The sequence below is a fragment of the Pseudomonas sp. PGPPP4 genome (genome assembly GCF_002256045.1).
Taxonomy (GTDB): Bacteria; Pseudomonadota; Gammaproteobacteria; order Pseudomonadales; family Pseudomonadaceae; genus Chryseomonas; species Chryseomonas oryzihabitans.
Genome location: NZ_NKID01000003.1, coordinates 84175 through 105858, shown reverse-complemented (window position 1 = coordinate 105858; position 21684 = coordinate 84175). Strand labels below are relative to the sequence as shown.

At 65.7% G+C, this 21684-nt stretch carries 19 protein-coding genes; 9 read left to right on the top strand and 10 right to left on the bottom strand.

Annotated features, from left to right (window positions below; translation table 11 throughout):
• Positions 1-217: 217 nt before the first annotated feature.
• The 5 genes from CFE50_RS06170 to CFE50_RS06150 all read right to left on the bottom strand — a co-directional run bounded on the left by CFE50_RS06170 (position 218) and on the right by CFE50_RS06150 (position 4125).
• Positions 218-1573 (bottom strand): HAMP domain-containing sensor histidine kinase, encoded by a 1356-nt coding sequence (locus CFE50_RS06170; protein ID WP_286732025.1) that lies wholly within the window; start codon positions 1571-1573, stop codon positions 218-220.
• Entirely contained in the window at positions 1570-2298 is a 729-nt protein-coding gene (locus tag CFE50_RS06165; protein WP_286732024.1) for a response regulator transcription factor, read from the bottom strand. The genes CFE50_RS06170 and CFE50_RS06165 overlap by 4 nt, the downstream gene beginning before the upstream one ends.
• A gap of 68 nt (positions 2299-2366) precedes the next feature.
• Positions 2367-3032 (bottom strand): GNAT family N-acetyltransferase, encoded by a 666-nt coding sequence (locus tag CFE50_RS06160; protein WP_286732023.1) that lies wholly within the window; start codon positions 3030-3032, stop codon positions 2367-2369.
• On the bottom strand, positions 3029-3478 hold the full coding sequence (locus CFE50_RS06155) for a GNAT family N-acetyltransferase (protein WP_286732022.1): 450 nt from the start codon (positions 3476-3478) through the stop codon (positions 3029-3031). The genes CFE50_RS06160 and CFE50_RS06155 overlap by 4 nt, the downstream gene beginning before the upstream one ends.
• Positions 3479-3492: 14 nt before the next feature.
• Positions 3493-4125: an FMN-binding negative transcriptional regulator gene (locus CFE50_RS06150; protein WP_286732021.1), complete on the bottom strand. Its 633-nt coding sequence runs from the start codon at positions 4123-4125 to the stop codon at positions 3493-3495.
• 90 nt (positions 4126-4215) lie between these two features.
• On the opposite strand from CFE50_RS06150, the gene pdxR reads away from it, so the two are divergent.
• The 4 genes from pdxR (at position 4216) to CFE50_RS06130 (ending at position 9898) form a co-directional block, all read left to right on the top strand.
• Positions 4216-5634 (top strand): MocR-like pyridoxine biosynthesis transcription factor PdxR, encoded by a 1419-nt coding sequence (pdxR, locus tag CFE50_RS06145; protein ID WP_286732020.1) that lies wholly within the window; start codon positions 4216-4218, stop codon positions 5632-5634.
• Positions 5635-5865: 231 nt separating this feature from the next.
• Positions 5866-7335, top strand: coding sequence for an OmpA family protein (locus CFE50_RS06140; protein WP_286732019.1), 1470 nt, complete (start codon positions 5866-5868; stop codon positions 7333-7335).
• A 15-nt stretch (positions 7336-7350) separates the two neighbouring features.
• The gene (locus CFE50_RS06135) at positions 7351-9063 is read left to right on the top strand and encodes a hypothetical protein (protein ID WP_286732018.1); all 1713 of its coding nucleotides are present in this window, start codon (positions 7351-7353) and stop codon (positions 9061-9063) included.
• A 1-nt stretch (position 9064) separates the two neighbouring features.
• On the top strand, positions 9065-9898 hold the full coding sequence (locus CFE50_RS06130; RefSeq protein ID WP_286732017.1) for a hypothetical protein: 834 nt from the start codon (positions 9065-9067) through the stop codon (positions 9896-9898).
• 156 nt (positions 9899-10054) lie between these two features.
• On the opposite strand, the gene CFE50_RS06125 is transcribed toward CFE50_RS06130, so the two are convergent.
• The 3 genes from CFE50_RS06125 to CFE50_RS06115 all read right to left on the bottom strand — a co-directional run bounded on the left by CFE50_RS06125 (position 10055) and on the right by CFE50_RS06115 (position 12078).
• Positions 10055-10330, bottom strand: a complete 276-nt coding sequence (locus CFE50_RS06125; protein WP_286732016.1) for a hypothetical protein — start codon at positions 10328-10330, stop codon at positions 10055-10057.
• 123 nt (positions 10331-10453) lie between these two features.
• Positions 10454-11260, bottom strand: coding sequence for an amino acid ABC transporter permease (locus CFE50_RS06120; protein ID WP_286732015.1), 807 nt, complete (start codon positions 11258-11260; stop codon positions 10454-10456).
• The gene (locus tag CFE50_RS06115; protein ID WP_286732014.1) at positions 11257-12078 is read right to left on the bottom strand and encodes a transporter substrate-binding domain-containing protein; all 822 of its coding nucleotides are present in this window, start codon (positions 12076-12078) and stop codon (positions 11257-11259) included. The genes CFE50_RS06120 and CFE50_RS06115 overlap by 4 nt, the downstream gene beginning before the upstream one ends.
• 100 nt (positions 12079-12178) lie before the next feature.
• Between CFE50_RS06115 and CFE50_RS06110 the strand changes: the two genes are divergently transcribed.
• The 4 genes from CFE50_RS06110 (at position 12179) to CFE50_RS06095 (ending at position 17728) form a co-directional block, all read left to right on the top strand.
• On the top strand, positions 12179-13081 hold the full coding sequence (locus CFE50_RS06110) for a homocysteine S-methyltransferase family protein (RefSeq protein WP_286732013.1): 903 nt from the start codon (positions 12179-12181) through the stop codon (positions 13079-13081).
• Between the two features lie 465 nt (positions 13082-13546).
• Positions 13547-14881 (top strand): CitMHS family transporter, encoded by a 1335-nt coding sequence (locus CFE50_RS06105; RefSeq protein WP_007160081.1) that lies wholly within the window; start codon positions 13547-13549, stop codon positions 14879-14881.
• A gap of 259 nt (positions 14882-15140) precedes the next feature.
• Entirely contained in the window at positions 15141-15893 is a 753-nt protein-coding gene (locus CFE50_RS06100; protein ID WP_241807470.1) for a TerC family protein, read from the top strand.
• A 164-nt stretch (positions 15894-16057) separates the two neighbouring features.
• On the top strand, positions 16058-17728 hold the full coding sequence (locus tag CFE50_RS06095; protein WP_007160079.1) for a Na/Pi cotransporter family protein: 1671 nt from the start codon (positions 16058-16060) through the stop codon (positions 17726-17728).
• Between the two features lie 364 nt (positions 17729-18092).
• On the opposite strand, the gene ampC is transcribed toward CFE50_RS06095, so the two are convergent.
• Positions 18093-19247: a class C beta-lactamase gene (gene ampC / locus CFE50_RS06090; RefSeq protein WP_286732012.1), complete on the bottom strand. Its 1155-nt coding sequence runs from the start codon at positions 19245-19247 to the stop codon at positions 18093-18095.
• A gap of 171 nt (positions 19248-19418) precedes the next feature.
• Between ampC and CFE50_RS06085 the strand changes: the two genes are divergently transcribed.
• Complete coding sequence (locus CFE50_RS06085; RefSeq protein WP_144961034.1) at positions 19419-20321, top strand: D-hexose-6-phosphate mutarotase; 903 nt, start codon at positions 19419-19421, stop codon at positions 20319-20321.
• Positions 20322-20623: 302 nt separating this feature from the next.
• Here CFE50_RS06085 and CFE50_RS06080 read toward each other — a convergent pair whose 3' ends face one another.
• Positions 20624-21607: an asparaginase gene (locus CFE50_RS06080; protein ID WP_286732011.1), complete on the bottom strand. Its 984-nt coding sequence runs from the start codon at positions 21605-21607 to the stop codon at positions 20624-20626.
• Positions 21608-21684: the final 77 nt, after the last annotated feature.

Sequence of the window (21684 nt, the reverse complement as noted above, 5' to 3'; positions counted from 1 at the left end):
GGAACCGTAGCGTGGAAAACGGCGGAGCCTTTTCCACCAGGGAATCCGCTGTGAGACGCGCCCTCACCCCGACCCTCTCCCAAAGGGAGAGGGGGCTATCCACGCTGGTGTACATCTCCAGTACCTGCAGGATCCTGACCGCCATAGCCGCGAGCAACTGAGCGGACTCGAACGTCGAAGCCCAACCTGGGCTGAGCAACCAGAGGTCGGTGGGCTGCTAGGGGGTCGACGGCAGCAGGATCCGGGCGCAGAGGCCGCCTTGCGGGCGATTGTGCAGCTGCAGCTCCCCGCCATGGGCGAGGATGCAGGCGCGGGCGATGGCCAGGCCGAGACCAAGGCCACGAGCGCTGTCCTGGCCCGGGGGCCGGTAGAAGGGTTCGAAGACCCGTTCCAACTGGTTTTCCGGCAGGCCGGGGCCGTCATCGAGGATATCCAGGCGGAGCAGCTGTGGCGCGGGGCGCGACAGCTCCAATGCGGCACTGCTACCGTGCTGCAGGGCGTTGTCGAGCAGATTGCCCAGGGCGCGCTTGAGCGCCAGTGGGCGACCGCGGAGCAGTGCTGCGCCGGTGCTCGACCAGGCCACCGTCTGGCCCAATACCTGATAGCGATCCTGCAATTCCTGCAGCAGGACGACGAGGTCGACATCCTGGTGGCTTTCGGTCCGGCGCTCACCACGGATGAAGTCGAGGGTTTCCTGAACCATGGCGTCCAGTTCGGCCAGGCTTTCTTCCATGTCATCGCGCTCGACCGAAGGCTCCAGCAGGGCCAGTTGCACCCGCAACGCAGCCAGTGGAGTATTGAAGTCGTGGCTGATGGCGGCCAGCATGCGCACTCGATCGTCCAGGTGGCGCAGCAGCCGTTCCTGCATCAGCTCGAAGGCCGCGGCCAGTTCTCTGGCCTCGCGCGGGCCCTGACGGACCTCCAGGCGACTGCGCTCGCCCCGGCTGAGTCCCTCGGCGGCGCGGGTGAGCCGTTGGAGCGGCCGTACCAATTGGCCGATCAGCAGCCAGGCCAGCAGCAGCACCGGCAGGGCGCCCAGCAGCAGCGACCAGCCTAGGGCGGTCAGCCAGCCGTCGCTGCGTGCCGGATACTGCACGGCATTGAGCCAGCGACCGTCCGGCAGACGCACGCTGCTGCGCAAGCGCAGGGGTGCCCAGCCGGCCGGGGTCAGCGGCGAGGCACGGGCGGCGTCGCCCGCGAGGCCTTCCAGCTGCATCACCAGACCCTCTTCGGCCTGTCCCAGACGCCGCGCCAGATCCCGGGTCAGGCGGCGCTCCTCCGCGAGCATGGGGAAGGGCGCCACCTCCGGCGTCGCGGCTATCCAGACCTGTGCCGGTGACTCGGCCAGCACCCGCAACAGGGCTTGCGCCTGCGCCGTCGGCAGGCGCTCGACTGCGGTACGGGCCACCGCCAGCCGCTCCAAGGCCTGACCATAGGACAACGGATGAACCAGCGCGCCGGTCTGGTGCAGGACCAGCGCCGCGGCCGCGTGCGCCAGCAGCAAGGCCGCGCAGAACAGCAGGCAGAGGCGGGGGGTGATGCCCTGCAGCCAGCTACGCCAAGGCGCGATCATGGGCTGTCCAGGGCCTCTACCGGGCAGTCCAGCAGATAGCCGCGGCCCCAGACGGTCCGCAGCGGCGATTCGCCTGCCGGATCGGCCAACCGCAGGCGCAGTCGGCTGACCTGGCGATCCAGGCTGCGATCTTCCAGCGCGCGATCGGGCGGCTGTACCTGGTGCAGCAATAGATCACGATGCAGCACGGTCTGGGGCTGACACAGGAAGGCCAGCAGCAGGCGCGCCTCCGCCTGACCCAGGCGGCGGGTGCTGCCGTCCGGATAGTGCAGGCGCTGACTGACGGCGGCGTAGTGCCAGCCCGCGAAACGATAGATCGCCGCCGGTACAGGCTCGCTCGGAGACGTCGGAGCGGTCGCCTGGTAGCGACGATGCAGGGTGCGAATCCGTGCCACCAATTCGCGCGGTTCGAAGGGTTTGGTCAGGTAGTCGTCGGCGCCCTGTTCCAGGCCAAGCACCCGGTCATCCACTTCGCCCCGGGCAGTGAGCAGGATGACCGGCGTCGTGTCGCCCTGGCGCAGCTCACGGCAGAGACTGAAGCCATCGCCATCCGGCAGCATCACGTCGAGGACGATGACATCGAAGCGCTGCTGCGCGAGCAACGCCTTCATCCGCGTGGCATCGGCTGCGGTGGTGGCTTCGAGCCCCTGGCGACGCAGGTAGATCGCCAGGGGCTCACGCAGCTTGCGGTGGTCGTCGACGAGTAGGACGTGGATGGCGGTCACGGCGAAGGGAGATTGTTGGTAGCAACCTCTCTAGGATAACGCTTTGCCTGCTCCGTTGGTATTGCTTCTCATTTGCCGGGCGTGACAGCCAGGGCGCTGAGCTGGCGCCCTTCGGCATCGAAATTCTCCGCCGCTAGCCAGCGTCGGAAGCCGGCGTCCACGGCGGGCCATTCGTGATCCAGCAGGCTGAACCAGGCGGTGTCGCGGTTGCGGCCCTTGACCACCCGGTGCTGGCGGAACAGCCCCTCAGGGCGCATGCCCAGCCGTTCGGCCGCCCGCTTCGAACGGGCATTGGCGTTGTCGCACTTCCACTCCAGGCGTCGATAGCCCAGGACGAAGGCTTCCTGCATCAGCAGATAGAAGGCTTCGGTGGCCAGGGGTGTGCGTTGCAGGCGTCCGCCAAAGGCGACATGGCCGATCTCGATGCTGCCGTGTTCGGGGACGATGCTCATCAGGCTGAGCTGCCCGAGGGCGCGACCGTCGCGGGGATCCACCACGACGTAGAACAAGGGATCACGACCCCGGGCCAGGCCGGCCAGCCAGCTGTCGAAGGCGGTCCGCTCGGTGAAGGGGCCATAGGGCAGATAATCCCACAGGGCCGGGTCCCGGTCGTGCAGGGCTTCCCAGAGATCGGCGCCATGGCGCGGCGGGTCCAGGGGTTCCAGGCGTACCTGGCGACCCTGCAGCAAGCGGGGCTGGGGCGGAAGGGCTGGGGTCCAGTCGAGAAGGGTCATGGTCTGTCTCCCAACAGGTGACGGTACTGGATGAAGCCGGAGCGGGTGGCGATGCGATCGTAGAGCTGGCGTCCCGCATAGTTGGTCTCCTGAGTCAGCCAGTGCACCCGGTCGCAGCCATCCGCTTCGGCGCGGGCATAGACGTGCTTGATCAGGGCGCGGCCCAGGCCGCTGCCGCGGTGGTCCCGGGCGACATAGAGATCCTGTAGGTAGCAGTAATCGCTCTCGGTCCAGCAGGAGGGGTGATAGATGAAGTGCACCAGGCCCAGGGGCCGCTCGCCGTCCCAGGCCAGGGCGCCATGCAGGGGCTGGGCGGGGTCGAGCAGCCGTTGCCAGGTGCGGGCATAGGTGGCCTCCGGCAGCACGGTCTCGTAGAAGGCCAGGTAGGCCTGCCAGAGGTCATGCCAGGCGGCGTGATCGGTTTCGTTCAGGGGGCGGATGGTCATGGGTGGCTCCAGGGTCAGGCGGGAGAGGGGATCAGGGCGGCCAGGGCCTGGTCGCCGGGTACCGGGCTGGCGGCCAGGCCCTGGCGGACGCCTTCGCGATCGGCGGCGTTGCGATTCTGGCTGAGCTTGGCGAGGCCCTGAAGACTGTCCAGCGGCAGGCGCAGGCCGCGGATGGCGCGCAGCATGCCCTGAACATAATCCGCGGGTGCATCCGCGACCCGCCAGGGGCGGACGCGCCCGGCTTCGTGCTGGTCGGTGAGGCGCTCCAGCAACTGCAGCAGGCGCTCGGGGTCATCGAACACCTCGACGCTGCCGCGGGCGTGCACCGCCTGGTAGTTCCAGGTCGGCACCACGCGCCCATGTTCGGCCTTGCCGGGATAGAAGGCCGGGCTGACATAGGCCTGAGGACCCTGGAATACCGCCAGCGCGACAGGGGCCTCGACCAGCGCCCGGGCCTGGGGATTGCTGCGTGCCAGGTGGCCATAGAGGGTGCCATAGGGACCCTCGTCGGGCGCCAGCCAAAGCGGCAGATGGCTCACCAGCGGACCGGCCTCGGTCTGGCTGACCAGCAGCGCCAGAGCGTGATCGCGCAGGTGCTGGTGCAGCCTGGGCAGATCGTCGAGACAGAAGGCGGGATTGGGATACATGGGCAGGAACTCCAGCGACGTCCGGCCATGCTAAGGTCGGCTTTGGCTCCCTGTAAGAGCCAATTTCCATGACTTTCAGGGTGCCAATCCATGCTGGGATTCGAGCCGTCGGGGCTGTTGCTGGAGCCGGGTCAGGGGCTGGCGCGTCAGCTCTACCAGGGCCTGCGCGAGCGCATCCTGGCCGGTGAGCTGGCTGCCGGGGTACGGCTGCCGGCCAGTCGCGAACTGGCGCGGTTGCTGGATATCTCGCGCAATACCGTGACCGCCGCCTACGAGCAGCTGCTGGCCGAGGGTTTTCTCGACAGTCGCCCGGGCGACGGCACCTATGTCGCGCCCGTGACCCGGGCGCTGGCCGCTCCCGAAGCCACGACCAGGGCGGCCCCCGTGCCCCTGGCCAGCGTGCCGCCCGGCGCGCCGTGCGCCTTTCGGGTCGGCCTGCCGGCGGTGGATCTGTTTCCCTTCGCCACCTGGGCGCGGCTGCAACAGCGTTTCTGGCGTCAGCCGGAACCGGCGCTGCTGGGCTATCGCGAACCCGGCGGCGAACCGCGACTGCGCCGCCTGCTGAGCGCCTATCTGCGCCAGGCGCGGGGCCTGGTCTGCGCACCCGAGCAGATCCTCATCACCAGCGGCGCCCAGCAGGCCATCGAACTCTGCGCCCGGCTGCTGCTGGCGCCCGGGGCCCTGGCGGCCATGGAGGATCCCGGCTATCGCGCCGCGGGCCTGGCCCTGCGGAGTGGCGGCGCGCGGCTGCAGGGAATCGCGGTGGATGGGGCAGGGCTGGTGGTGGAGCAGCTGGCAGGGCAGCGGGACTGCCGGCTGGTCTATGTCACCCCTTCGCACCAGTATCCCACCGGCGCCGTGCTGTCCCTGCCGCGACGCCTGGCGCTCTTGGACTGGGCGCGGCAGACGGACGGCTGGATCGTCGAGGACGACTACGACGGCGAATACCGCTACCAGGGCGCGCCGCTGGCGCCCCTGGCCGCCCTGGATCGCCACGGCCGGGTGCTCTATGTCGGCACCTTTTCCAAGATCGCCTTTCCCGGCCTGCGCCTGGGCTATCTGGTGGCCCCGCCCGCGCTGGTGCCGGCGCTGCTGGAGCTGCAACGGGCCGGGATCCGTCATCTCGACAGCGCCACCCAAACGGTCATGGCCGATTTCATCGAGCAGGGTCATTTCCAGCGCCATATCCGGCGCATGCGTCGGGCCGCGCGCAATCGCCGCGATGCCCTGCTGGCCGGCTGGCCGGAGGTTGCCGGCTGTGCCTCGCCTGGCGTCCCGGTGGCCGGCCTGCATCTGTGCCTGCCGGTCACCCAGTTGGCCCGCGAAGCCGAGCTGGTAGCGCGGGCGGCCGCGGTTGGGGTGGAACTCAATGCGCTGTCGCGCTACTGGCTGCCCGAGGGCCCGACCCCGCCCGACGCCCGCGCCGGACTGGTGCTGGGCTTCGCGGCGGTGCCGGAGGCGCGGATCGTCGAGGCGCTGGCCAGGCTGCGGGGGGCCTGGAGTAAGTAATTATGAAGGCAATAACGTTAGTTATGATATTGCCTTGAGATTATTAGGCTGACGCTAGTTTGGCTGTCATTGCAATTGAACCTACTTGTGCTTCACTTGCCATCCCCGATATCGGGATATAATCCAGGCTTCTATCCTGCTAGATAGAGCACCCGCCGTTTTCATGGATGAAACATCATAGGTCGTTTCATCCTGGTTATCCGTTATCTCCAGTAACCAGGAGTCACTTACGTGAGTCAGGCTTCTTTGCTTCCTTCCCGGCCAGTTCGCCTTGCTGCGCTGGCCGCTGCCATTTCCTTGGGCGTTACCGGCTGCGCCACCGTCGATAATTTTTCCAGCGGCCAAAGTCGCACCGTCAACTGTCTGGCTGGCGGTTTCCTCGGCGCCGCTACAGGCGTAGCCGCGGCTGCGCTGGCCAAGGGCGATGGTGCGACCCTGATCGCCGGGGCCGTGGTCGGCGCCTCGGTTGGCTGTGGCGCCGCCCTGGCCTACAAGAATCGTCTCGAGCGACTCAAGCAGATCGCTGAGCAGGAGAAGATCCCGCTTCAGGTGGAAACGTTGCAGACTGCCGCCGCTACGCCTTCGGCTGCGCCCCAAGAAGCGGGGCTGGTGGCTCAGATCGCCGATGAAGGCATGTTCCCGACAGGGAGTGCCCAGCTCAACGACGAAGGTCGCCGCAAGCTCGCCAAGCTTGCCAGTGCCTATGTTGGCAAGGAAGCCACACCCATTCTTATCGTTGGCCATACCGACGCTACCGGCACACCGGCCATCAACCAGGCGCTGTCGGAACAGCGCGCACGGGCGGTAGCAAGCATTCTGGTCGAGCAGGGCATTTCGCGAGATCGCATGTACTTCCAGGGTGCCGGCGCCTCACGCCCCATCGCCGACAACAGCGATCCGCTCGAGCGTGGCAAGAACCGTCGCGTCGAGATCGTCGAGTTGAACGACAAGGCGATGCTGGTCAAGCGTATCAACGCGGAAAAGAACAACGCCAAGTATCTGGCCCATGGCACCGCCACGGAGTCCGTGGCCAAGCCCGAGAGTAAAAAACCGGTTGTTGCCACGACTTCGTCGAAAGCGGCCAAGACGGCTGATGCCGAGGCGCCTCGGCAGACGAAGCAGAGCCTGGCGAAAATCGATTTCGGAGGTCAGCCGGTTGCCAGCGGTGCCTGGAAGCTGGGTCAGGCCCTGCGTCCGAAAAGCGGTGGATTCACGCTGATCTCCACTGCCTACGCCCAGGTGCCCATGAGCAGCTGTCAGCAGGACGCCCCGCGCGTCAGCGGCGAGGTCAAAAGCTTCGCCACCGGCGCTGCGCTATCTGACCATGCCACGCGCGAATACCTGCCAGGCATGAACGGACGCGCCTGGGCCGGCTTGGTCAATGGCCATCTGGTGACCCTGTCGCCGGTTGCCGTGCTGCGTGATAACGCTGCGCTGGTGAAGGATCCGAAAGTCTTCGTCACCCAGAACTATGAAAAAAACAAAGGCGGACCCAGCGATGCCTATACGGCCGTCGCCAATACCTATGAAGGTGAAGACGCCATTCTCTATCGGGTCTTCTTGGAACAACCCGAGCAGGCACCGGTAAGTTGTATTGATGTAGTAATTAAAAAGACCGGCGACAAAAGTATCGACGGCGACCTGTTTTACGACAATGGCACCAAGCCTTACATAGCGACTTACGCGCCTGTGCGCGGCTGATTCCGGGGACGAAACATGGAACTTTTCGAGACGTTGACGACAGCGCTGGCGGCTTATCGCTACGTGATATGGCCGCTGATCAGTCTGTTGGTGCTGGTCGTGGTAATCATCCGCTGGTGGGAGGATGTTAAGTACTTCTTCCTCAATGTAAGGATGAGCTTGCCGGTAGTAGGATTCGTAGCAACGGCGCCTAAGCGTGACTTAACGCAAAGCTCCGATGCGGGAGGCGCTGCTTGGTATACTGTAGAGCGTGATCTCTGCTCTAACTATTATCGCTACTATGCGAGAGTAAATAAGGATGCCGCATTCTATGATAAGTGTGCGAATTACCTTAATAAAGTAGAAGAGCGAGGCCGCAAGCCTACGGGCCTGCCCCTTTGGATCGCCAGTATTTTTCTTGTGGTCCTTGAAGCGTTCATCTTCGCTCTGGTACTGGCACCTTTCATTGCCAACAACATTTCCGCCAACCAGGCGGAATTCTCGGCCATCGTCATCTCCCTGCTGATCGGTACGATTCTGGTTCCTGCTACCTACCTCATGGGCGCCGAGATTCACCGCAACGGCCTTATCAGCAAGGCTCGCGAATGGCATCGGCAGGCTCGGCGCAACAACAATGCCAAGGATCTTCAGGCCGATGCCAACGTCGATCTGGACCGTACCGGTCTCGATGATAAAGAGCCCAAGTACCTGCATATCATCAATCGGGTAAAGCACAACGCCACGGTCTCCCCGACCTGGTGGACCACCCTCATTGCTACGGCGCTTATCCTGACGCTGGCCATTGGTGCCTACTTCATCCGAGCCTCCACCATCAACGAACTGGAGACCCAGCAGGTAAACGGTTCGCCCTATGCTTCGGGTAGCGGTTCGGCGCTCACGCCAGACGCCTCGCCTTTCCAACTGCCCAGCGAAGCCACTGCCGATGGGCAGGCGGCTGACCAGCGTGCGGCCAGTGAGGTCGCGGGCGATCGGATCTTCGCCTACAAACTCACCTTCTTCATCCTGTCGGTCATTTTCATCGGCGTGCAGATCATCGGCATCCTGATCGGCGTTTTCCGTTCGTTCGCAGGCACCCAGTCACGGGAAGCAGCGGGCTATATCTCCGGCTTCAGCAGTGCCAGTGAATTCGCGGCCTATCAGCAGAGTCAGCGTGATCGAGTCGCCCGAGATGCCGAGGCCAAGCTCAGCAGCCTGCAAGAGCGGATCGAGCATCGTCATTCTCTAGGCGGTAGTGCTGACCGTGGTCCGCGTCGGAGCTTTGCGCTCTATGCCAACGAGAAGGAGCGGCAGAACAGCGAAAATCAGCAGCAGAAAAAAGCGCGTGCGGCCGCCAACGAGTTGGAAGAAATGCGTAAGGCGCTCGATACCGCCAGGGAAAAGCAGGCCTTGCAATGTGAATTGGCTGCGCTCAACAACGCGGCGGCTATTACTGAAGTCTCAGCTCCTGAGCGCTCGTCGAGCGCGACCGTTGAAGCACCAGCACCAGCACCAGCACCAGCACCAGCACCAGCACCAGCACCAGTATCTGTACCAGCACCGGTATCGGCACCGGAGCCCACGGCTGCCTTGGACCAGAACGCCTTGATCGCCAATCTGGGCGATCTCACGGTCTATTCGCCCGAAGAACTGACCGCTATTGGCGAAGAGTTGGGTATCGACAACGCCGCGCTGCTGAGCAAGCAGAAAGTGCAGGTGGCGATAAAACGCGCCAAGAAAGAGGGTGCCTGAAATGCGTCTGACCGTAACCCTGGCAATCGCGGGTCTGCTATTGGCGCCTGCGGCAATGGCGGCTGAACGTAACGACCTGCCGAGCTGCTACAGCTATGCGCAATTGGCCAGCGAACAGCCAGCCGCGTCGGGGCGAGCGTTGACGGTGGTCATCGATGAAACGGTCAATATGCCCCAGGCGCTGAAAAGCAGTGCCTGGGAGCACACCCTGAGATACCTGCAGCCCGGCGACAGCATCAAGCTCTATCAATTTTCGGCGCTGCTGCAGAACAACTACATGAAGTTGCAGTTCGCCGGCATCCTGGAAAAACCGTTGGTTGGCAAGGTGCGTAACCATATCGGCAATGCCAGTCTCAAGAAACTCGATACCTGTCTGCAACAGCAGGCCGCCTTTTTCCAGAAGACATTCGGCAAGCAATTCGTCGAGAGTTTCGGCAAGCCGAACGAGGAGATATCGCGCAGTGAAATCTTCGCCAGCCTCAAGAAGATTGGTGAAGACCTAGGCCAGGAGCCGAGCGCGCATCAGGTCATTCTGCTGGTATCCGACATGCTGGAAAACAGCGACTTCGGCAGCTTCTATCAAGCTAACCGCATTCGTGGAATCGACCCTGCAGCCGAGCTGGCCAAGGTAGAGAAGAAGGAGCTGTTCGCCCAACTGCACGGCGCCCGGGTTTATGTCATGGGCGCGGGGCTGATCGGTGACGATGCCAAAGGCGCCTATCGTTCGGGCAAGGTACTGCAGAGTCTCGAACGTTTCTGGCAGGGCTATTTCGAACGTTCCAATGCCACGCTCGTCAGCTTCGGTACGCCAGAGCTGACCACCGATCTCAAGTAACGGCTGGATCCTGCTGCCTTGACTGCAATTTCAAAGGATCACTCCTCCTGTAGCGGGTGTGATCCTTTGAAGAGCAGCCTTTTCGACGCTGGCTTCAGCAAACTCAGTCGGCATTCATCCCGGTTGGCGCCCGGTCGATCGGCTTGTACCAGGATCCTATCTCTCTGCCTGCTGCATAGCGGCTTTTGCCTGGGGACCATAGGTGGCTATGGCGTCCTCGATCTGTCTTCGATTGTCGAAGTCCAGACCGTTACGAAGCCTGCGGTATTCGCGCCGCCTGGCCCTCAGCTGATCGACACATGCCTGATCCGGCTCTGGTTTTGCCTCTTCTGCCTGGATCAGCCGAGAGCAGTTGGCCATCAGTGATTCAAGCGCAAAGCGCGCCGTTTCAAAGCGGGCCAGCTTTTGAGTAGCGGTTTCTGTCTCAGTCATATGGCCTCCGGTTCTGCTCACAACAGCAAGGATCAGCGAGTAGTTAGTGGCAAGAAGACTCTATCAAGCGCGCTGCCTACGTCGATCAAGCATCGTCCTGTGCTTTTGCCCGACCAAGCGGCTCTACCGCCCCCGATACGCCTTCCCGTAGTGCCGTTCCAGGCGCGACTGCATGAATTCCATGGCCAGGGACATCAGCCAGTAGAGCACCGCCGCGGTGGTGAGCATTTCCAGATAGCGATAGCTGGAGCGGCCATAGGACTGGGCGAGGAACATCACCTCCCAGACACCCATCACCGAGACCAGGGAGGAGTCCTTGAGCATGGAGATGAACTGGCTGGTGGTGGGCGGGATGATGCTGCGCATGGCCTGGGGCAGGGTCACGCGCCAGAAGATCACCCGCGGCGACAGGCCCAGGGCCAGCGCCGCCTCGCGTTGACCGGCGGGGACGCCGAGCAGGCCGGCGCGAAAGATCTCGCTGAGGTAGGCGCCATAGTTCAGCGACAGGGCGAGGATGCCGGCGCTGATGGCGCCGGGCACCACGCCGATCTGCGGCAGGCCCAGGTAGATCAGCAGGATCTGGATCAGCAGCGGGGTGCCGCGAAAGAAGGAGGCGTAGAAGGTCGCCACGCCATAGGCCAGGGCGCTGGACGACAGCCGGCCCAGGGCCGCGGCGAAGCCCAGCAGCACCGACACCAGGATGGAGCTGAGGCTGAGAAACAGCGTCAGGGCCGCACCCTGCAGGAAGCCATTGGGGCCCAGGCGCCAGCCCACCAGATTGGGCAGGCGCGGCCAGACGCTGGCGAACTTGAGATCGAAGCCGAGCACGAAGACCACGCCCCCGGCCAGCAGCGCCAGCCAGGTCAGCCAGACACGGGTGCGAAAGCTCAGTAGGGGGCGGCGCTGGTCTGGGGGCGGTAGCGAACTCATTGGCTGATGTCGGCACCGATCCACTTGTCGGAGATCCGCTTCAGGGTGCCGTCCTGGCGCAGCCCGTCGATGATCTCGCGCAGCGTGGCGGCGAATTCCGGGTCACCCTTCTCGATGGCCACGGCGTTGGGCTCGGCATAGAGCGGCGCACCGGCCAGCTTGAACTTGCTGTCCTGGGCCAGGCGCGGCTGGGCGGTCACCAGATTGGTCAGCACCGCGTCCAGGCGCTTGCCGGCGCCCAGGCCGAGGTCCTGGAAGGCGACGTTGTCGTCGGGGAAGGGCACCACCTGGACGTCGTCGAAGGGATAGCTCAGCGGCTTGTCCTCCTGGCCCTCGATGGTCAGGTCCTTGTTCAGGTAGCTCTCGTAGGAAGAGGCGCTGGTGACGCCGACCTTCTTGCCGGAGAGGTCCTTGGCGCCGTGGATACGGTCGTCACCGGCGTTGACCACGGTCACCGCCGGCGAGGCGTAGTAGTTGACCGGGAAGTCGAACACCTGGGCGCGCGCCTGGCTGGGCGTCATGGAGCAGATGCAGACGTCGTAGCGACCGCTCCAGCGACCGGCGGCGATCACGTCCCAGGAGGGGGTTTCCAGGCGCAGCTTGACGCCGAGCTTGTCGGCCACGGCCTTGGCCACGTCCACGTCGAAGCCTTCCAGCTGGTTCTGGGCATTGAGCTGGGAGAAGGGCGGATAGCTCTCCATGAGCACGTTGACCAGCTCGCCCTTGGCCTTGATGCGGTCCAGGGTGGCGCCGGCCGAGGCCGAGGTGGCGACCAGCGCCAGGGTCAGGCCGAGGGCCGATAGCAGAGCGGTTCTCATGGGGGCGTCCTTTGCAAAGGGTAAGAGGGCCTGGTATTAGAGAGATATGAGAACCGATATTGAACTCTGTTTTGGTTATAAGGAAAAGTGAAATAGCTATATGGCCAACATGAATCTTGTGCTTCTCGACGGTGGCATGGGCCGCGAGCTACAACGCCGCGGCGCGCCCTTCCGTCAGCCGGAGTGGTCGGCCCTGGCCCTGAGCGAGGCGCCGGAGCAGGTGGAGGCGGTGCACCGCGCCTATATCGAGGCGGGCGCCCAGGTGATCACCAGCAACAGCTATGCGGTGGTGCCCTTCCATATCGGCGAGGCGCGCTTCGCCGCCGAAGGCGAGGCCCTGGCCGCGCGGGCCGGTCAGCTGGCACGGCAGGCGGTGGTGGCCAGCGGTCAGCCGGTGCGGGTGGCGGGGTCGCTGCCGCCGCTGTTCGGCTCCTATCGCCCCGACCTGTTCGAGCCGGCGCGGGTGGACGAGGTGCTGCCGCCGCTGATCCGCGGCCTGGCGCCCCATGTCGATCTCTGGCTGGCGGAAACCCAGAGCTCCCTGGCCGAGGTGCGCGCCATCGCCGCCGGGCTGCCAGGGGATGGCAAGCCGCTGTGGCTGTCCTTCACCCTCAAGGACGAAGACGTCGACGAGGTCCCACGGCTGAGATCCGGCGAGCCGGTGGTCGAGGCGGCGCAGCTGGCGGTGGAGCTGGGCGCCGGAGCCCTGCTGTTCAATTGCAGCCAGCCCGAGGTGATGGCCGCGGCGCTGGATACCGCACGGGTGACCTTTGCCGCGGCGGGGATCGAGATTCCCTTTGGCGCCTATGCCAACGCCTTCCCGCCCCAGCCGGAAGAGGCCACCGCCAATGATGGCCTTGACCCCCTGCGGCCGGACCTGGATCCGCCCGGCTACCTGAGCTTCGCCCAGGACTGGCAGGCGCGTGGCGCGAGTCTGATCGGCGGCTGCTGCGGCATCGGTCCGGAGCATATCGCGGTGCTGAATCAGCGACTGCGCGGCTGACCTTCACCTTCAGTCGGTGGAAAAGCGGACAGCGCCCTGAGCGCTGTCCGCTTTTTTCTGGCCGCCAGATGCCGTTCAGACCTGCGCCTGGCCACCATCGGCGAACAGCTCGGCGCGCAGTCGCCGGACCAGGATCCAGGTGCTGCTCGATTTCTTCGTCGAGCTCCTGAGCATCCTGGGCTGGCAGCGGGCCGAACAGCCCCCGTCCGTGTCGGCTTCGTGACATCCGGCAACATCCACTCGCCAGCACGCAAGGCTGGCGAAAGGTTGACCTCTTAGGATCCTCTCAAGACCCGCCCCCGTGAGCGGGCGACGTGCCTACAAAAATAACCAGGATTCTTGCCATGTCGTATCTGTCCTTCCAGGCGTCCCCGCGCGCCCCTCTCCCCTGGATTTTCGCCCTCTCCGCGCCGCTGCGCCGCGGCTGAACCCTCCTTCTCTTCGCGAAAATTCAGAGGTATTCCCATGCTGACTTTCCTCGGCTTCGCCATGGTCATGACCTTCATGTACCTGATCATGACCAAGCGCCTGTCTCCGCTGATCGCCCTGACCATGGTGCCGATCGCCTTCGCCGTGCTGGCCTGGGCGCTGTCCAGCGAATTCGCCAGTCTCGGCCACGTCAAGCTCGACGCCCTCGGCCCGATGATGCTCGACGGCATCCGCAAGTTGGCGCCCACCGGCGTGATGCTGCTGTTCGCGATCCTCTACTTCGCGGTGATGATCGACACCGGTCTGTTCGATCCGGCGGTGCGCTGGATCCTCAAGCTGGTCAAGGGCGATCCGCTCAAGGTGGCCATGGGCACCGTCTTTCTGACCCTGGTGGTCTCCCTGGACGGTGACGGCTCGACCACCTACATGATCTGCGTGGCGGCCATGTTCCCGCTGTACCGGCGCCTGGGCATGAATCCCCTGATCATGACCTGCCTGATGCTGCTCTCCAGTGGCGTGATGAACCTGACCCCCTGGGGCGGTCCGACCGCGCGTGCCGCCAGTGCCCTGCACGTGGATCCGGCCGACGTCTTCGTGCCCATGATCGCGCCCATGCTGCTGGCCATCGCCTGGCTGTTCTTCCTGGCCTACCTCTATGGCCGCAGCGAGCGCGCACGCCTGGGCATCCTGCAGATCGGCGAGACCGAAGGCGCCGACGTCACCGTCTCCCAGTGCGCCGAGGCCCGCCGCCCGCACCTGCGCTGGTTCAACGGCCTGCTGACCCTGGCGCTGATGGCCGCGCTGATCGTGGGCGTGCTGCCGATGCCGGTGCTGTTCATGATCGCCTTCGGCATCGCCATGACCGTCAACTACCGTTGCCTGAACATGCAGAAGCAGCGCATCGCCGCCCATGCCGAAAACGTGCTGGCGGTGGTCTCGCTGATCTTCGCCGCGGGCATCTTCACCGGCATCCTCTCGGGTACCGGCATGGTCGACGCCATGTCCAAGGGCCTGCTGGCGGTGATCCCGGACGCCCTGGGCCCGTACATGGCGGTGATCACCGCCCTGGTCAGCCTGCCGTTCACCTTCTTCATCTCCAACGACGCCTTCTACTTCGGCGTGCTGCCGGTGCTGGCCGAGGCCGCTGCGGCCTATGGCATCAGCCCGGTGGAGATCGCCCGAGCCTCCATCGTCGGTCAACCCGTGCACCTGCTCAGCCCGCTGGTGCCCTCGACCTACCTGCTGGTGGGCCTGGCCAAGGTGGAGTTCGGCGACCATCAGCGCTTCACCCTGAAGTGGGCCACCGTGACCTGCATGTTCCTGCTGGTCGGCGCTTTGTTACTGGGTGTGTTTCCGCTGTACAGCCGCTAGAGTTTTGCCAGAGCTACGACTAGCCTTGCCGGCTGTTCGAAAACGGCGCGTCGCCCGATGCGCCTTTTCCATTAGAGCGCGTGCCAAGAGCGTGTTCATAAGTTAGCGAGCTAGCGCCAAGCAAGGCGAAAAGGCCTGAGGAAGCGGAGTTTACGAATGGTAAATGAGCATTCCGAAGGCCTTTTCAACGCAGGTTGGCCGACGCGCAGCACATTATGAACAGGCTCTGAGCGCGCCTTAGCTACGAGAGGATTTTGCAATGGACTGGTTGACCAACCCGGAAATCTGGGTCGCCTTCTTTACCCTGACGGCCCTGGAGATCGTCCTCGGCATCGACAACATCATCATGATCTCCATCCTGGTCAGCCGCATGCCCAAGCACATGCAGGCGCGGACGCGGTTCTTCGGCCTGGCCCTGGCCATGGTCACCCGCATCCTGCTGCTGCTGTCCATTACCTGGGTGATGCGCCTCACCGCCGACCTGTTCTTCGTCTTCGGCCAGGGCATCTCCGGCCGTGACCTCATCCTGTTCTTTGGCGGCCTGTTCCTCCTGTGGAAGAGCAGCGCCGAGATCTATCACGGCCTGGAAGGCGAGGAAGAGCAGGACGAAGACGCGCCCCAGAAGAAGGGCAGCGGCTTCGTCGGCACCATCATCCAGATCGCCATCATCGACATCGTCTTCTCGCTGGACTCGGTGATCACCGCGGTCGGCATGGTCAGCCACGTGCCGGTCATGGTCGCGGCGATCATCGTCGCGGTGCTGGTGATGATGCTGGCGGCCGGCGCCATCAGCAATTTCATCGACAAGCACCCGAGCCTGAAGATGCTGGCGCTGTCCTTCCTGATCGTGGTCGGCACCGTGCTCATCGCCGAGGCCTTCGAAGTCCACGTGCCCAAGGGCTACGTCTACTTCGCCATGGCCTTCTCGCTGGCGGTGGAAGCCATCAACATCCGCCTGCGCGGCAAGGCCAAGGCCCGCGAAGCGGTCAAGCTGCGCAAAGAGCAGATCTGAGCCCAGCGGCGGAACCCACCCGGCTCTCCGCCGCCTAAACCAGCAAGTCCTCACGAGCCCGAAGGTGCCCTGCCTTCGGGCTCGTGCGTCTGTGCAGAACGGTCATTACGATTTTGTGACAAGCTCGCCAGGAGCTCTTGGACACGCGCCGGGAGGGCGCCACGATGCTGACACTGCTCAATCTGCTATCCGCTGTGGCCCTGCTGGTGTGGGGCACCCATATCGTGCGCACCGGCATCCTGCGGGTATACGGCGCCAGCCTGCGCCGGGTGCTCAGCCGCAGCATGCAGCGCATGCCGCTGGCCTTTCTTTCCGGTATCGCCGTCACCGCCCTGGTGCAGAGCAGCAATGCCACGGCGCTGCTGGTGACCTCCTTCGTCGCCCAGGGTCTGGTGCCGCTCACTCCGGCGCTGGCCATCATGCTTGGCGCCGATGTGGGTACGGCGCTGATGGCGCGGGTGCTGACCTTCGACCTGTCCTGGCTGTCGCCGCTGCTGATCTTTCTTGGCGTGGTGTTCTTTCTCGGTCGCAAGCAGACCCGCGCCGGCCAGCTCGGCCGGGTCGCCATCGGCCTGGGACTGATCATCCTGGCGCTGCAGCTGATCGTCGAAGCCGCCTCGCCCATGACCCACGCGGCCGGGGTCAAGGTGCTGTTCTCTTCGCTGACCGGCGACCAGCTGCTCGACGCCCTGACCGGCGCGGTCTTCGCCATGGTCTCCTATTCCAGCCTGGCGGCGGTGCTGCTGACCGCCACCCTGGCCGGCTCCGGGGTCATCTCGCTCAAGGTGGCGCTGTGCCTGGTGGTCGGTGCCAACCTGGGCAGTGGCGTGCTGGCCTTGATGGGCGCCGCCAAGCAGGGCGTGGAAGCACGGCGGGTGGCGGTCGGCAGCCTGCTGTTCAAGCTCGCCGGCTGCATCCTGGTGCTGCCCTGGATCGGCCTGCTGGCCGACTGGCTGCAGGGCTACGACTTCAACGACGCCGAAGTGGTGATCGGTTTCCACGTCGCCTACAACCTGGTGCGCTGCCTGCTGTTCCTGCCACTGACCGGGCCCCTGGCGCGCTTCTGCACCGCCATGCTGCCGGCCAAGGACAGCGCCGAGACCATCCTGCGGCCGCGCCACCTGGATACCGCCGCCCTGGATACCCCGGCCCTGGCGCTGACCAACGCCTCCCGCGAGCTGCTGCGCATGGGCGATGTCATCGAGCAGATGCTGCAGCACCTGCTGGTGCTGATCAACGCCGGCGACAAGCAGCTGGCCCGCGAGGTGCGCCGTCTCGACGACGACGTCGACGCCCTCTACACGGCGATCAAGCTGTACCTGGCGCGCATGCCGCGCGACGATCTGGACGAGCGCGATAGCCGGCGCTGGGCCGAGACCATCGAACTGGCGATCAACCTGGAGCAGGCCGGCGACCTGATCGAGCGCATGGCCAGCGACGTCGACAGCAAGAAGATCGCCGCCCGGCGGTCCTTCTCCGCATCCGGGGTGGACGAACTCTCCGCGCTGCACCGGCTGCTGGTCGACAGCCTCAAGCTGTGCCTGTCGGTCTATCTCTCTGGCGACTTGGACGCGGCGCGCCGCCTGCGCCGGCTCAAGCAACGCTTCCGCCTGCTGGAGCGGCGCTATGCCCATGCCCACGTCGAGCGGCTGCACCAGCAGGTGGTGGAGAGCTTCGAGACCAGCTCCCTGCATCTGGGCCTGCTCAGCGACATGCGCCGGGTCAATTCGCTGTTCTGCAGCATCGCCCATGGCGTGCTGGAGGCGGCGGACGCCGGCTACGCCACCGAGCACGAACTGCCGGTGGAAGGGCGCGAGGAATCGGGTGGGGTTTGAGGTTGGGTTTCGTGGATGAGGCTGCACCGTCATCCACGCTACTGATCTGATCTTGTCAGCGCCAATGAAGTTGAGCGCCACTTCGGATGGCTCCCTCTCCCCTGGGGTGAGGGCGCCCTCCTGCTGCGAACTCCCAGTGGAAAAGGCTGCGCCGTTTTCCATGCTACGGCTGCCGGTGGAAGGACGCGAGGAATCGGGCGGGGTTTGAGGCCGCGGTTTGATGCGCGGGTTCGTGGATGAGGCTGCGCCGTCATCCACGCTACGGGGTTCGAGTTGATCGCGGCCATGGCGGTCCGCCAATGCGGCCGCTCCTACAGGGTGTGATGCGTCTGTAGGAGCGGCCCATGGCCGCGATTGGGGTACCTCACTGCACCCGGCTATCGAGCTTCTGCAAGATTCGCCAGGCCGCCTCGATCCGTGCGGAATTCGGGTAGTTGCGATTGGCCAGGATCACCAGGCCGAGCTGGCGCTCCGGGATATACAGCGCATAGGCGCCGAAGCCGTTGGTGGAGCCGGTCTTGTTCAACAGCCGGGCGCCGCTCGCCGGCAGGGGCGGGTGTTGCCAGTCCACCGGTTGCGGTTCCAGGACCATCGCCGAGGTATTGCCGGCCAGCAGCTGGGTCTTGGCCAGCGGATAGGGATAAGCCTCCCAGCCCAGGCCCTGGGTCAGGGGGCCGCTGCGGTAGTAGCCCTGCTGGGTGGCATCGAGCGCCTTGCCCAGGGGCGCCGGCAACCGGCCGGGATTGAGATTCGCCTCGACGAAGGCGAGCAGATCGCCGGCGGTGGTCTTGATGCCATAGGCCTCTTCGGCATAGACGCCCGGATTGACCCGCAGCGGCTGGCCGTTCTTGCCATGGCCCCAGGCATAGTGGGCCTGCTCGGCCGCCGGTACCTGCAGATAGGTGTGATCGAGTCCCAGGGGCTTGAGCACGTGGCGCTGCAGCGCCGTGGCGAAGGGTTCGTCGAGCCGCTGGGCCGCCAGGGCGCCGAACAGGCCGATGCTGGGATTGGAGTAGAGGCGGCGGCTGCCGGCGGGGAAGGGCGGCTGGAAGGCCTGGTAGAAGGCCGTCGCCTGATCGTCGGTGTTGACGCTGTCGGGAAATTGCAGCGGCAGCCCGCCGGCGCTGTAGGTGGCCAGCTGCAGCAGGCTGGCCTGGCCGATGGCGCTGCCGGCCAGGGCCGGGCGGACCTCAGCGGCGGACTCGTCCAGCCGCAGGCGACCGGTCGCCGCCGCGTAGCCACCCAGGGTGGCGGTGTAGGTCTTGCTCAGGGAGCCGATCTCGAACAGGGTGGCGGCGTCCACCGGCTGGCCGCTGCGGCGGTCGGCGGTGCCGAAGTAGTAGAGGCGGCGCAGGCCCGGGGCGCTGACGCCTATCGCCAGACCGGGGATGTCCTGCTCGGCCATCACCGCGCGGGCGGCGGCGCGGACCTCATCGTCGAGGTAATTGGCCGCGTTGGCCAGGAGCGGCAGGGCCAGGCCCAGGCCGAGTAGCAGGGAAAGACGCGGGAAAGCCGACATGCGAGAGCCATTCCTGGAGAGGGGAGGCCAGGAGTCTAGCCGAGCGGTGCCGCACCGGTATGAGACGCGGCCAGCGTTGGAAGATTTTCCCGCCGATGCTGTCCATGGCTGGCTGGAGCCCGGTCCTCGACTGGACTACAGTCGCCTCTTACCTTTTCCAGGAGTCATCCCATGTCCGCTGCCCCCCTCGTCGAACAGATCCAACTGGGCCAATTGCCCGTCTGGCGCATCCGCGTCGGCCAGGCCGAAGCCCTGGTGGCCTGCCAGGGCGCCCATGTGCTGCGCTACGGCTTCGACGGCGAACCGGACATCGTCTGGGGCAATCCGGAAGCCGTGTTCGAGCCCGGCACCCCGATCCGTGGCGGCATCCCGGTCTGCTGGCCCTGGTTCGGCGACCTGCTGAAGAATCCGGCCGCGGTCCAGGCCATGTGCACCACCACCGCGGACGCCCCGGCCCACGGCCTGGCGCGGCAGGTGGCCTGGCAGGCCGGCGGCGTCGAGGTGGACACCGACCGGGTGCGCCTGGACTTCCACCACCGCACCTCCGCCGAGACCACTCCGGGCTGGCCCCATACCACCGAGCTGACCCTGAGCCTGAGCGTCGGCGAGCGCCTGGAGCTGACCCTGAGCGTGCGCAATCTGGAAGATCATCCGCTGGTGCTGAGCCAGGCGCTGCACACCTATTTCGCCGTGAGCGACGTGCGCGAGGTGGGTATCGAAGGCCTGGCCAACGCCGACTACTACGACTGCCTGGACGGCTGGACCCGCAAGCGGCAGAACGGCGAGCCGACCATCACCGCCGAGACCGACCGGGTCTATGTCGGCCTGCCGGCCCGCCTGGCGATCCGCGATCCCCAGTGGCAGCGCCGGCTGTTCGTCGAGACCCGCAACAGCCATTCGGCGGTGCTGTGGAATCCCTGGATCGACAAGGCCGCGCGCCTGAGCCAGTTCGCCGACGATGCCTGGACCGGCATGCTCTGCATCGAGACCGCCCGGGTGATGGACGACGTCCTCACGGTGGCGCCGGGTGCCTCCGCCGAGATGGCGGTGAGCCTGTGGCGCGAGGCGCTGTAGGGGCTGCTTAGGCGTCCGGGCTTGCCCTCACCCCGGCCCTCTCCCGCAGGGAGAGGGGGCGCTCAGGGGGAGTTTGGTGCGAAGGGCTTGGGCTGTTGGGCTTCAAGCGCACCCTCACCCTGGCCCTCTCCCAGAGGGAGAGGGGATGCTCCGATAGGCTTTGGCGTGCTGGGTATTGGCGCGTGCGCAGGGCTCACGCCTGGTTTGGCAGGGTCACTGCCGTGCTGCGGCGTCGACCCAAACGCCCCCTCTCCCGCTGGGAGAGGGCCGGGGTGAGGGAGCAGCCACCCCTTAGCCGACGATCACAACTCTTCGCACAGATTCCGCCCGATCCACTCGGCCACCGCCGCGCGCTCCAGGCCGCAGCCGAGCAGGGCGTGCAGTTTGCCCAGGGCGGCTTCGCGGGTCATGCCGCGACCGGAGATGACCCCGGCGTCGGCCAGGCCACTGCCGGCGGCGTAGGTGCCCAGCTCCACGGTGCCACGGGCACCCTGGCTGAGGGCGACCACGGGGACGTCGGCGTCGCGCAGTTCAGCGAGGGCGGCGAGAAAGTCGGCGTCGTCCGCCGGTCCCGTGCCGCTGCCGTAGCACTCCAGCACCAACCCCTGCACGCCACTGCCCGCCAGACCACGCAGGACCGCGCCGTCGACACCCGGAAACAGCGGCAGCACCGCCACCCGCACCGGCTGGCGCGGCTGGTCGAAGCGCAGCGCGGCAGGTGCGGCCACGAGGGCGTCACCGCTGCGCGGCCGGGCGCTTGCCACGAAGGCCTTCCAGCCGCTGCTGGCCTGCTTGGTGCAGCGCGCCGCGGGCAGGCGTTCGCCATGGAATTGCACCTGGACCCCCGGCGCCAGTCCGCTCGAAAAGGCCGCGAAGCTGTCGGCCAGATTGCCGTCGGCATCGCTGTCCGTCACGCCGGCCGGCAGCATGGAACCGGTCAGCAGCACCGGAATGCCCAGGCCCAGCAGGCGGAAGGCCAGGGCGGCGGCACTGTAGGCCAGGGTGTCGGTGCCATGCAGTACCAGCACGCCGCGACAGGCCGGGTCCGTAGCGGCCGCAATGATCGCCTGGGCCATGCGCTCCCAGGCGGCGGGGGTCATGTTGGCGCTGTCGATCAGCGGCAGCAGCTCCTGCAGCCGCCAGGCCGGATTGCCCAGCTCCGGGCGGCTGGCCAGCAGGGCCTCGATGCGCGCCTCGAACCCGGCGGCCGGGGCCAGGCCGGCGGCGGTCGCCTGCATGCCGATGGTGCCGCCGGTGTAGAGGATGTGCAGGTAGGGAGAATTCATGGGGGACTTCCTGATAAGACTGCCCCCACGCGAGGTGGGGGCAGACAAGCGAATCATGGTTCGGGGCCGTTGGGCTT